Annotated in this window: 13 protein-coding genes; 8 read left to right on the top strand and 5 right to left on the bottom strand. The window is 71.5% G+C overall.

The genetic code is table 11. The annotated features are described in order from the left end of the window. The coding region (locus VHA72_RS09915; protein ID WP_325574731.1) for a transglycosylase domain-containing protein at positions 1–2,175 on the bottom strand (2,175 nt) is incomplete at its 3' end. Positions 2,176–2,417: 242 nt separating this feature from the next. Between VHA72_RS09915 and VHA72_RS09910 the strand changes: the two genes are divergently transcribed. Beyond that, positions 2,418–2,696, top strand: coding sequence for a WhiB family transcriptional regulator (locus VHA72_RS09910; protein WP_325574729.1), 279 nt, complete (start codon positions 2,418–2,420; stop codon positions 2,694–2,696). A 6-nt stretch (positions 2,697–2,702) separates the two neighbouring features. On the opposite strand, the gene bagB is transcribed toward VHA72_RS09910, so the two are convergent. After that, positions 2,703–3,809 carry an ArsA family ATPase gene (bagB, locus tag VHA72_RS09905; protein ID WP_325574727.1) on the bottom strand — a complete coding sequence of 369 codons (1,107 nt, stop codon included), beginning with the start codon at positions 3,807–3,809 and terminating at the stop codon, positions 2,703–2,705. After that, positions 3,806–4,807 carry an ATPase BagA gene (gene bagA / locus VHA72_RS09900; protein ID WP_325574725.1) on the bottom strand — a complete coding sequence of 334 codons (1,002 nt, stop codon included), beginning with the start codon at positions 4,805–4,807 and terminating at the stop codon, positions 3,806–3,808. The genes bagB and bagA overlap by 4 nt, the downstream gene beginning before the upstream one ends. Positions 4,808–4,856: 49 nt before the next feature. Here bagA and VHA72_RS09895 point away from each other — a divergent pair, with 49 nt between their 5' ends. Both VHA72_RS09895 and VHA72_RS09890 read left to right on the top strand, forming a co-directional pair. Beyond that, complete coding sequence (locus VHA72_RS09895; protein ID WP_325574723.1) at positions 4,857–5,528, top strand: VOC family protein; 672 nt, start codon at positions 4,857–4,859, stop codon at positions 5,526–5,528. Further along, entirely contained in the window at positions 5,525–6,121 is a 597-nt protein-coding gene (locus VHA72_RS09890; protein WP_325574721.1) for a YdeI/OmpD-associated family protein, read from the top strand. Before VHA72_RS09895 ends, VHA72_RS09890 begins: the two co-directional genes overlap by 4 nt. A gap of 81 nt (positions 6,122–6,202) precedes the next feature. On the opposite strand, the gene VHA72_RS09885 is transcribed toward VHA72_RS09890, so the two are convergent. Beyond that, a complete protein-coding gene (locus VHA72_RS09885; protein WP_325574719.1) occupies positions 6,203–7,189 on the bottom strand; it encodes an alpha/beta hydrolase in 987 nt (328 codons plus the stop codon). 62 nt (positions 7,190–7,251) lie between these two features. Here VHA72_RS09885 and VHA72_RS09880 point away from each other — a divergent pair, with 62 nt between their 5' ends. Further along, the gene (locus VHA72_RS09880) at positions 7,252–7,842 is read left to right on the top strand and encodes a TetR/AcrR family transcriptional regulator (protein WP_325574717.1); all 591 of its coding nucleotides are present in this window, start codon (positions 7,252–7,254) and stop codon (positions 7,840–7,842) included. Between the two features lie 33 nt (positions 7,843–7,875). Here VHA72_RS09880 and VHA72_RS09875 read toward each other — a convergent pair whose 3' ends face one another. Further along, positions 7,876–8,697, bottom strand: a complete 822-nt coding sequence (locus VHA72_RS09875; RefSeq protein WP_325574715.1) for a maleylpyruvate isomerase family mycothiol-dependent enzyme — start codon at positions 8,695–8,697, stop codon at positions 7,876–7,878. Between the two features lie 34 nt (positions 8,698–8,731). Between VHA72_RS09875 and sp36 the strand changes: the two genes are divergently transcribed. The 4 genes from sp36 to VHA72_RS09855 form a co-directional block, all read left to right on the top strand. Beyond that, positions 8,732–8,887, top strand: a complete 156-nt coding sequence (gene sp36, locus VHA72_RS09870) for a Sp36 family protein (RefSeq protein WP_325574713.1) — start codon at positions 8,732–8,734, stop codon at positions 8,885–8,887. Then, positions 8,884–9,345: a RidA family protein gene (locus VHA72_RS09865; protein ID WP_325574711.1), complete on the top strand. Its 462-nt coding sequence runs from the start codon at positions 8,884–8,886 to the stop codon at positions 9,343–9,345. The genes sp36 and VHA72_RS09865 overlap by 4 nt, the downstream gene beginning before the upstream one ends. Position 9,346: 1 nt before the next feature. Then, the gene (locus VHA72_RS09860) at positions 9,347–10,213 is read left to right on the top strand and encodes an NUDIX hydrolase (RefSeq protein WP_325574709.1); all 867 of its coding nucleotides are present in this window, start codon (positions 9,347–9,349) and stop codon (positions 10,211–10,213) included. Continuing rightward, positions 10,210–10,757, top strand: a 548-nt coding sequence (locus VHA72_RS09855) for an MBL fold metallo-hydrolase (RefSeq protein ID WP_414689785.1), incomplete at its 3' end; no start/stop codon positions are given. The genes VHA72_RS09860 and VHA72_RS09855, both read left to right, overlap by 4 nt.

Genomic DNA, 10,757 nt, shown 5'->3' with positions numbered 1-10,757 from the left:
CGCCTCGAGTGCCTGGCGGGCCGCGGCGAAGCTCTTGCCCGCAACGCTCGGGATGTCGGCGGTCGTCCCGACCAGCTCACTCTTGTCGACCGGGTGGAAGTCGATCGGCTGCAAGGTGTCCTGGATCGGATGCATGGCGTCACCCCACATCGGACCGGCGAAGCCGGAGCCCGACACGTCGCCATGGACGTAGCCGCCCACCGAGACCCCGTCGAGCGAGATCGGCGTGCCCTCCTCGTTGGCGCCGGCGATCATCGCCACCGTCGAGATCTGCGGCGTGTAGCCGTCGAACCACACGGAGCGGTCCGACTGTGTCGTACCGGTCTTGCCGCCTGAGGGGATCATCTGCCCGCTCGCCGTCGTCAGGTTGAGGCCGTGCTGGTGGCCGAAGCCGTGCTCCTGCACGCCGCGGGTGATGTCGTTGACCTGGTCGGCGACCCAATCCGGGATGACCTGCTGGCAGGAGGGCGTGTACTTCTTGATGGCACTACCGGCGGAGTCGTCGATCTCGGTGACCGGCAACGGGTCGCAGTGCTTGCCGCGAGCGGGGAAGGTGGCGTAGGCACCGGCCATCTCCAACGGGCTCACGCTCGGAATGCCGAGAGTGAACGAGGGCGTGCGCTCGGCGCCGGCGCGCGTCTTGGGGTCGCCGTTCGGGTCGGTCAGATCCACGCCCATCTGCTTGGCGAGCGCGAACGGCTGGCAGATGCCGGTGAGCTGCTCGAGCTGGGTGAAGTAGGTGTTGATCGACAGCTGGGTGGCTTGATACATGTTGAACACCCCCACGCCGGTCTCGTTGTGGACCGTCCATGGCCCGCTCCACTGCGGCGCCCCGGGGCAGTTCTTGTAGTCCGCCTGGTTGAACGTCATCGGCGACTGCGAGTTGAACTTCGTCGAGGTCGGGATGTGGTCCTCGATCGCGCTCGCCAGTACGAAGAGCTTGAAGGTCGATCCGGCCTGGAACCCGGCGGAGCCGCCGAGTTCCTGCGGGATCGTGTAGTTGATGTAGCTCTGCCCCTTCTTGCGGTCATTGCCCATCGGGCGTGACTGCGCCAGTGCCAGGACATCGCCCGTCCCGGGCTGGACCTCGGCGATGGCGCCCACCGCGTTGTCGGTCGGATAGACGTGCTTGCTGATGGAGGCGTCAGCCGCCTTCTGGTACTGCATGTTGAGTGTCGTCTTGATGGTCAGGCCGCCGGAGTAGAGCAGCTTCTTGCGCGCGTCGACCGACGTACCGAGGTCGGGGTCCTGCTCCAGGTAGTTGACGACGTAGTCGCAGAAGAACGGCGCGGTGGAGTTCACGCAGCCGTTCTGCGAGGGCTGGACGTGCAGGCCCAGGCCCTTCTTCTTGAGCGCGTCGGCCTGGTCGCTGGTGATGACGTGCAGCTGCGCCTCGCGGTCCAAGACCACGTTGCGCCGGGCCACCGCGGCGTCGGGGTAGTTGGTCGGGTCGTAGCCGGTGGGGTTCTTGACCAGGCCGGCCAGCAGGGCGCTCTGCTTGACGGTGAGCTGGTTGGCGTTGACGCCGAAGTAGTGCCGCGCGGCCGCCTGGATGCCGTAGGCGCCGTCGCCGAAGTAGGCGGTGTTGAGGTAGCGCTCGAGGATCCAGTCCTTGCTGTGGGTCTGCTCCAGCGCGATCGCGTAGCGCAGCTCCTTGAGCTTGCGGGCGTAGCTGTCTTCGGTGGCGGCCTTGATCGCCGCCTTGTCGCCGGTCTCCTCGGCCTGGGTGAGCAGGGTCTGCTTGACCAGCTGCTGGGTGATCGAGGAGCCGCCCTGGACAACCCCGTTGTTGGCCTCGTTGGTGACGAACGCGCGCAGCGTGCCCTTCAGGTCGATCGCGCCGTGCTGGTAGAAGCGGTAGTCCTCGATGGAGACGATCGCCTGCGTCATGTTCCGCGAGATCTGGTCCAGCGGGCGGTAGACGCGGTTCTGGTCGTAGAGCGTGGTGATCAGGTTGCCGTCGGCGTCGAGGATGCGCGTGGTCTGCGGCAGCGTGCCGGTGTCGAACGCGGCCGGCAGGTTGTCGACGGAGTCCGCGATCTGCCGGGCACCGAGCCCCAGCACGCCGGCGAACGGGATCGCCAGGCCCGCGACGACGACGCCGAGCACGACGGCGATGATGCCCATCACGCCGAGGTGACTGAGCACGCGGGACCGCGGAACCTGCTGCGACATGCCGATCAGGGTACCGGCCGACTCCAGCCCGGACCGTCTCGGCGTGGGCGCGGCGAGCCCGGCAGGGCCCTGGATGGCGATACCCCCGGCCCTGGTCGGTCTAGTCATTTCGAACTACTCAACTTGGGTCGAACGAGTCTGGGTGTCGGCCGGAACCTGACTCTAGGTTGATCAGCACGGGAACTGGCCGGTCACGTGGTCGTGGGGACGCTCGTGGCCGGTCCGATCAATGGGGACACGCCATGTGGGAACAGGATTGGGCGGCTCGTGCTGCCTGCACGTCGGCACGACCGGACGAGCTCTTCGTCCGCGGAGCCGAGCAGAACAAGGCCAAGCAGCTGTGCGCGACCTGCCCGGTGCGCACCGAATGCCTCGCCGAGGCCCTCGACAACCAGATCGAGTGGGGCGTGTGGGGCGGCATGACCGAACGGGAGCGACGCGCCCTGCTGCGTCGCCGGCCGAACGCCTCGTGGCGGGCGGTGCTCGAAGCCGCCCGCACCAAGGAGAAGGCGGCGGTCTGAGGCCGCCTACTGCTCCGCGAGCAGCTCGCCGACCCGGCGCAACCCCGCCAGGTCGTGTACGTCGCCAGGCAGCGCCGGCACCACCGCCGTGGGCACGCCGGGGTGCGCCGCGGCGAACCGGGCGCGGAGCTTCTGCTGGCGGCCCACGAGTCGCTCACGGTCGGCGTGGATGCGCAGCAGTCCGGCGGTGACGGCCTCGGGGTCCAGCCGCTCGGCGGCGGCGACGGCGGCAGCGGCCGAGAGCGCGGGCTCCTCGGACAGGGTGGCCCGGTTGACCACGAGCCCGGCCAGCGGCATCCGGTCGCCGCGCAGCCGCTCCACGAAGTAGGCCGCCTCGCGCAGCGCGTCGTCCTCGGGCGCCGCCACGACGAGGAACGCCGTACCCCTGGCCTGGAGCAGCGCGTAGGTGCGCTGGGCCCGGGTGCGGAAGCCGCCGAAGACGGTGTCGAGGGCGGAGACGAACCGCTGCAGGTCCTTGAGGAACTGACCGCCCAGCACCTTGCTCAGCGCGCCGGTGGCCAGCGAGAAGCCGGCCGTCATCAGCCGGGCCGGGCCGCGCGCGGGCGCCAGCATCATCCGGATGAACCGGCCGTCGAGGAAGCTGGAGAGCCGCTCGGGCGCGTCCAGGAAGTCCAGGGCCGATCGGCTCGGCGGAGTGTCGACCACGATCAGGTCGTAGCTGCCGGTGCGCTGGGCGTCGCGGTGCAGCTGGCCCAGCTTCTCCATCGCCATGTACTCCTGCGTGCCGGCGAAGCTGGAGCTGAGCGCGATGTAGAAGGGGTTCTCCAGGATCTGCTTCGCCTTCTCCGGGCTGGCCTGGCTGAGCACCACCTCGTCGAAGGTGCGCTTCATGTCCAGCATCATCGCGTCGAGCCGGCCCCCGGACACGCCTGCGACCGGCCGCGGCGTGTTGTCCAGTTGCTCGATGCCCATCGACTGCGCCAGCCGGCGGGCCGGGTCGATGGTGAGGACGACGACCTTGCGGCCCTGCTCGGCCGCTCGTAGCGCCAGTGCGGCGCTGGTGGTGGTCTTGCCGACGCCGCCGGAGCCGCAGCAGACGATGATCCGGGTCTGCCGGTCGGCGAGCAGCCGGTCGACGTCGAGCGCGTTCATGCCATCCCCTGTCGGGTCAGCTCGGCGGCGAGCTCGTAGAGCCCACCGAGGTCGACGCCGCCGGCTAGTCGCGCCAGCTCGTACGTCGGCACCCCCAGCGCGCCGACCACGGCACGCTGACTGTCCTCCAGCGCCCGCCGCTCGGCGTGCTCGGCGGCCTCGGCGAGCAGGCCGTCGACCAGCTGCGGGGAGGCGTCGAGGCCGGCCTTGCCCAGGTCGTGCTCGATCTCGGCGCGGTCCAGGGTGCCGGCACGGGCCGCGGCCAGGGCGGCGTCGGGCAGGTCGCGCGGCCGGACCTGGTTGACGACCACGCCGCCGACCGGGAGCCGGGCGGCGCGCAGCTCGGCGATGCCGTCGGCGGTCTCCTGGACCGGCATCTCCTCCAGCAGCGTGACCAGGTGGACCGCGGTCCGTGGGGAGCGGAACAGCGTCATCATCGTGTCCGCCTGGTGCTTGATCGGGCCCACCTTCGCCAGCCCCGCCACGGACTCCGAGACGTTGAGGAACTGGGTGATCCGGCCGGTCGGCGGTGCGTCGAGGACGACCGCGTCGTACTGTCGGGCGCCCTTGTTGCGGCTGTTGCGCTGGACCGCCTCGAAGACCTTGCCGGTCAGCAGCACGTCGCGTACGCCGGGGGCGACAGTGGTGGCGAACTCGATCACGCCGAAGCGCTCGAGCGCCCGGCCGGCGGGGCCGAGCTTGTAGTACATCCGCAGGTACTCCAGCAGCGCCGACTCGGCGTCGATGTGCAGCGCGTAGACGCTGCCCGGGTCACGGCCGTCGGCGCGCAGCCCGGCGGCGATCCGGGTCTCGGCGTAGGGCAGCGGGTCCACGTCGAACATCCGCGCGACGCCCTGGCGGCCCTCGACCTCGCAGAGCAGCACGTGGCGGCCCTCCCGGGCCAGCGCCAGCGCCAGCGCAGCGGCCACGGTCGACTTTCCGGTGCCGCCCTTGCCGGTGACCACGTGCAGCTGCACGCGTGGCCAGTCCGAAGTCATACCGGCGACTCTATCGAGGAGTGTCGGAGGTCAGCGTTAGGTTCGGTTCATGGCACTGGCGACGTACAAGGATCTGTGCATCGACGCCGTCGACCACGAGGCGATGGCGTCCTTCTGGGCGAGCCTGCTCGGCCTCACCGTCGAGAGCGTCGGGGCGACCAACGCCAAGCTGGTCGGCCCGACGCCGCGGCACACCGTCTGGGTCAACCGCGTGCCCGAGCCGGTCACGGTCAAGCAGCGGGTCCATCTCGACGTGCACGTCGGCGCGGTCGACGACGCGCTGGCGCTGGGCGCGACACCGCTGGACATGGAGTCGTTCACGTGGAAGGTGCTGCGCGACCCCGAGGGCGGTGAGCTGTGCGTCTTCGAGCGTGACCAGGTGCCCGACTACCGGCTCTACGAGGTGGTCGTCGACGTCGGCGACGACGTGGCTGCGGCGTCTTGGTGGGCCGGCGTGCTGGGTGCCACCGCCAGCCAGGAGGAGGACTGGTCGGCGCTGGACCAGATCCCCGGTGCGCCGTTCGAGTGCGTGGTCTTCCAGGAGGTGCCCGAGCCGCAGCGGGTGAAGAACCGCATCCACTGGGACCTCACCGTGCCCGACCTGGAGGAGCTGATCGCCTCCGGCGCCACGGTGGTGCGCGAGCGCGACGACGAGATCGGCTGGACCGTGCTGGCCGACCCGCAGGGCAACGAGTTCTGCGCCTTCGAGGAGACGGCGTGACCGAGGCGTCAGGGCTGCCCGAGCTGCTGGTGCCGGACGCGGCCGCCTGGCACGACTGGCTGGCGGCCAACCATGCCACCTCGCCGGGCGTGTGGCTGGTGCTGTCCAAGAAGGGCGGTACGACGACCACCCTCGACTATGCCCAGGCGCTCGACGAGGCGCTGTGCTTCGGCTGGATCGACGGCCAGGTCCGCCGGCGCGACGACCAGACGACGTTCCAGCGCACCACCCCGCGTGGGCCGCGCAGCCGCTGGTCGCGGCGCAACGTCGACCACGTGACCCGGCTGATCGAGGAGGGCCGGATGACTCCGGCGGGGCTCGCCGCGGTCGAGGCCGCGCGCGCCGACGGCCGCTGGGACGCCGCGTACGCCGGCCCGGCGACGGCGCAGACGCCCGAGGACCTGCTCGCCGCGATCGCCGAGGTGCCGGCCGCCCAGGCGATGTACGACGTGCTCACCTCACAGAACCGCTACGCCCTCTACCACCGGCTCTCCGCGATCAAGGGCGAGCAGGCGCGGCAGCGCCGGATCGAGTCGTGCGTGCAGATGCTCGCCCGCGGTGAGACGCCGCATCCGCAGAAGCGGAGGCCGTGACGCGCATCGTCGCCTCGGTGGGTGGCGTCATGGTGGGCCCGCTCGCCGGGGTCGACCGGGGTCGGGAGGACGACCTGGCGTTCACCGCGACGCGTCGGTTCCGGGGCCGGGGCCCCGAGTGCCGGCCTGCTCCGCGCAGAAGCCCGCGATCGCCTCGACCATCTGGTCGAGGGCGGCCCGCTCGATCGGGTAGTGGCCGCCCTCGTCGAGCAGCACCTTCGTCACCGGCACCTTCGTGATCCTCGCCAGGAACGGCTCGCTGAGGTGGAGCGGCGTCCAGCGGTCGGCCGCCGGCTGGGTGAGCAGGACCGGGCAGACGTCGAAGTCGTCCGGCTCGACCACCGGCTGGTAGTTGAGGTAGGTCGACAGGAACGTCGTCGTGGCGCTGTTGCCGGCCGAGGTCTTGTCGGCGTAGCAGGCCCTCAACGCACGGCGGTCGTTGACCAGGGCACGCATCTTGGAGACCCACCGCATCGGCCAGCGGAGGCCACGCAACGGCGTGGCGGCGAGCAGTCTCATGAGGGAGGCGCCGACGAAGCCCGACACCGGGTCGAAGCTGGTCTCGACCCGGACGCGTCGCGAGCGTTGGTCGAGGAACGTCATGCCGACGATGCCGGCAACCCGCTTGTTGAGCGCGGCCACGTGGTAGGTCTCCATGCCACCCGCGGAGAGGCCGTAGAGCACGATCGGGCGGTCATCTCTGGCCAGCTCGGCGTCGACCAGCCGGGACCCGAGCCGGACCCAGTCGTCGTAGGTGATCAGGGCGCCGCGGGCGACCTCGGTGACGCCGTACGTCGGCATGTCGATCGCGATCGTCTCGTAGCCGCGCTCGGCGAGCGGGCGGCCGAGGATGGTGGACATCTGCCGGCCGTTGGTGCCGACGCCGTGGAAGAGGATCACCTTCATCGGCGCCTCGGGGTTGCGATAGGTGTCGAGGTGGACGCGGTGGCCGTCGGGTCCGTCGGGCTGCCACCACTCCTCGGTGGGCTCGGTGTCCGGGGTGAGCCGGTACTCCTCGGGCAGGAAGTCCTGGATGGCCCGCCAGGCGGGCTGCTGTGCATAGGTCATGTCACGACTATGAACCGGCCTCCGCTCTTAATGCAAGTGATACTTGCATTTATACTGCTGTGGTGACGCTCACCCCCAAGCAGCGGCCGGGTGGCCGGACGGCTCGCACCAGGGCCGCGGTACTCGACGCCGCGACCGCCCTCCTGGCCGAGGTCCCGCCCGGCGACCTCACGGTCGGCCAGATCGCCGCCCGTGCCGGCGTCAACGAGACGACGATCTATCGCAAGTGGCGGACCAAGGAGGCGCTGCTCACCGACGTCCTCATGACGCTCTCGGGCGAGCGGCTGGTCGCGCCCGACACCGGCTCGCTGCGGGGCGACCTGGTCGCCGTCGTCGGCGCGGTGGCCGAGTTCCTGCGTACGCCGGGCGGCTACGCACTGGCCTATCTGGGGGCTACGGCCGAGGACGAGACCGCCGGTGCACTGCGGGACGGGTTCTGGGCTGACCGGTTCGAGCGGGCCCGGGTCGTCTTCGATCGTGCCGTCGAGCGGGGGGAGATCCCCGATGCGCGGCTCGGGGCACTCGCGTACGAGGCGCTGATCGGCACCCTGCACTTCCGGATCCTGGCTCGGCGGCGACCGCTCGATGCCGACATCGCCGAGCGGCTCGTCGACCTGGTCCTCGACGGCGTGCTGCCCGCCGACCGTGGGTAGCACGGCCCGGTCGTCGCTGCCGAGGTGGGTGGCCTAGACCATCACGCCCATCGCGGCCAGGACGCGGGCGGCCAAGTCGGCGTCGCCCGTGACGGCGACTCGCTCCGCGGCCTGCGGTCGCCGGCCGCCGGCGAGCAGCAGGAACGTCTCGCGGTCCATCCGCAGGGCCACCGTGGGCTCGGCGGGCGGCTCGGCCAGCGCGACGCCGCGGCCGGAGTCGTCGACGGTGACGGCGGCCGGCCGGTGATCCGCAACCTCGACCACCAGGGTGCTGCCGGCCTCGGCCTTGGCCCGCTTGCCGAGCACGTAGCCCAGGCTGCCCAGGAGGTAGTCGGCGCTGTGCCGGGCGCCGGGACTGTCCAGGTTGCCGGGGCGGCCGATCGCCCGGCGGACGTCCTGCTCGTGCATCGCCACGTCGAGCGGCCGATTGCGCAGCAGCGTGCGGGTGTTCCAGCCGATCGCGCCGAAGATCCCGGGCGCCGGTGCGTCCGGGTCGGTGGGCGGGTCGGCGAGCAGCGCGTCGTGCCGGGCGGCGCCGTAGCGGCGGATCTCGGCGACGATCGCGGCCGGATCGGCCTCACGTCGGGTGATCACCCCGATCTCGGTGAAGCGGCCCATCGCGTTGACGATGTGCGGCGCGTCCGGCACCTCGGCGTCCTCGCGCGGCGCGCCGCCGAGGATGCCCTCGAGGTGGGCCACGTGCGAGACCACCGCGCGCACGTCCCAGCCGGGCAGGTCGGTCGGTGTCGACCACTGCTCGGCCGGGATGGTGGCGGCCAGGTCGACGAAGTCGCACACCGAGTGCCACCAGACCTCGACGTACGCGCGCAGCTCGGTCTCTGCCGGATCGCTCATGAGGGCAATCTAGGGCAGCAGTAGGGTGCGAGACATGACCCAGTGGGAGTACCAGGTGGCGCCGATCCTCAACCATGCCGCCACGCAGATCCTCAACAACTTCGGCCAGGACGGCTGGGAGCTCGTCACCATCACCGACAACGGCTCGGGCAGCCTGGTGGGCTACTTCAAGCGGCCGGTCGCCTCGTGAGCAGCCCGGAGGAGAACCTGGCCGCGCTCGGGCTGAGCGTGCCCGAGGTCGCCAAGCCGGTCGCCGTCTACGTGCCGGCGGTGCGCAGCGGCACACACGTCTACACCTCCGGCCAGCTGCCGATGCGCGAGGGCGCGCTGATGGCCACCGGCAAGGTCGGCGGCGAGGTCACGCCGGAGGAGGCCTACGAGTGCGCCCAGCAGTGCGCCCTCAACGCCATCGCCGCGGTCAAGGCCGAGATCGGCGACCTGTCCCGCGTGGTGCGGGTGCTGAAGGTGGTCGCGTTCGTCGCCTCCACGCCCGACTTCACCGGCCAGCCCGGCGTGGCCAACGGCGCCTCCGAGCTGCTCGGCAAGGCGTTCGGCGAGGCGGGAGTGCACGCCCGCTCGGCGGTCGGCGTACCCGTCCTGCCACTCGACGCGCCGGTCGAGGTGGAGATCCTGGTCGAGGTCGCCTGAGGTGCACATCCCGCTCCCGCCGGTGGCGCTGCCGGCCGAGGTGCTCGCGCTGGCGCAGGAGTACGACGAGGGCCGCCGCGAGGCCGTCGCCCCGCGCGATGCCGCCACCGTGGTGCTCACCCGCGCCGGCGCTGACGGCTCCGCCGGTCCGGAGGTCTACCTGCTGAGCCGGCACACCACGATGGCGTTCGCAGGCGGGATGGCGGTCTTCCCCGGTGGCGGCGTGGACCCGCGCGACGCTCACGAGGGCGTGCCGTGGGCCGGTCCGTCACCGGCCAGCTGGGCCGCGCAGCTGGGCTGCGAGGAGATCGAGGCGCGGGCACTGGTGTGCGCCGCGGTGCGGGAGACGTTCGAGGAGTCGGGCGTGCTGCTCGCCGGACCGTCGGCGAGCGAGGTCGTGACCGACGTCAGCGGCGACGACTGGGAGGCTGACCGGGTCGCGCTGGAGACCCGCGAGCTGTCGCTGACCGAGTTGCTCTCCCGGCGCGGGCTGGTGCTGCGCTCGGACCTGCTGGGCGCCTGGGCCGGCTGGACGACTCCGGCGTTCGAGCCGCGCCGCTACCGGACGTGGTTCTTCGTGGCCGCCCTGCCAGCCGGGCAGGTCACTCGCGACGTCTCCTCCGAGTCGGTCTCGGTGCAGTGGATGCCGGCGAGCCGCGCCGTGGAGCTGGCGGAGGAGGGCGCGCTGGCGCTGATGCCGCCGACGTACCTGACCTGTCTGGACGTAGCCCGGTTCCGCGATCCCGACGCGCTGCTGGCCGAGGCGGCGTCGCGCCGCATCGACATGTTCACCCCGCGTGTCGAGGGCGAGCACCTCTCGTTGATGCCGCTGCACCGTTCGCTGCTCGCCGCACGGGGCCGGCTGTGACCACGGCACCTGGGGCCTGGGTCGGCGGGTCCTTCGGTGAGCGCGGCCGCTGTGTGCTCGCACCCAACCCGAGCCCGATGACGCTGGACGGCACCAACACCTGGGTGCTGCGCGAGCCCGGCGCCCGCCGGTGCGTCGTGGTCGACCCCGGTCCCGCCGATCCGGCGCACCTGGATGCGGTGGCCGAGGCGGCCGGCGAGGTGGCGGTCGTGTTGCTCACCCACCACCACCTCGACCACTCCGAGGGTGCCCGCGCCCTGGCCGAGCGGGTCGGGGCGCCGGTGCGGGCACTCGACCCGGCCTGTCGGCTGGGCGAGGAAGGGCTCGGCGACGGCGACGTGGTGGCCGTGGACGGCCTGGAGATCCGGGTGGTCGGCACGCCGGGCCACACGGCCGACTCGCTGTCGTTCTGGCTGCCGGCGGACGGTGCGGTGCTCACCGGTGACACCGTGCTGGGCCGCGGCACCACCGTGGTGGCCCATCCCGACGGTCAGCTGGGCGCCTATCTCGGCTCGCTGTCGCGGCTGCATGCGCTGGCTGAGGA

This window comes from Nocardioides sp. (genome assembly GCF_035547795.1).
In the GTDB taxonomy this organism is placed as follows: domain Bacteria; phylum Actinomycetota; class Actinomycetes; order Propionibacteriales; family Nocardioidaceae; genus Nocardioides.
This window is presented reverse-complemented; position numbering and strand designations above follow the sequence as displayed.

Bases quoted from the DNA above. Each gene is read 5' to 3' on its own strand.
- VHA72_RS09885 (WP_325574719.1), bottom strand. From the start codon at position 7,189: ATGACCTATGCACAGCAGCCCGCCTGGCGGGCCATCCAGGACTTCCTG.
- bagA (WP_325574725.1), bottom strand. From the start codon at position 4,807: ATGACTTCGGACTGGCCACGCGTGCAGCTGCACGTGGTCACCGGCAAG.
- sp36 (WP_325574713.1), top strand. From the start codon at position 8,732: ATGACCCAGTGGGAGTACCAGGTGGCGCCGATCCTCAACCATGCCGCC.
- bagB (WP_325574727.1), bottom strand. From the start codon at position 3,809: ATGAACGCGCTCGACGTCGACCGGCTGCTCGCCGACCGGCAGACCCGG.
- VHA72_RS09895 (WP_325574723.1), top strand. From the start codon at position 4,857: ATGGCACTGGCGACGTACAAGGATCTGTGCATCGACGCCGTCGACCAC.
- VHA72_RS09910 (WP_325574729.1), top strand. From the start codon at position 2,418: ATGTGGGAACAGGATTGGGCGGCTCGTGCTGCCTGCACGTCGGCACGA.
- VHA72_RS09875 (WP_325574715.1), bottom strand. From the start codon at position 8,697: ATGAGCGATCCGGCAGAGACCGAGCTGCGCGCGTACGTCGAGGTCTGG.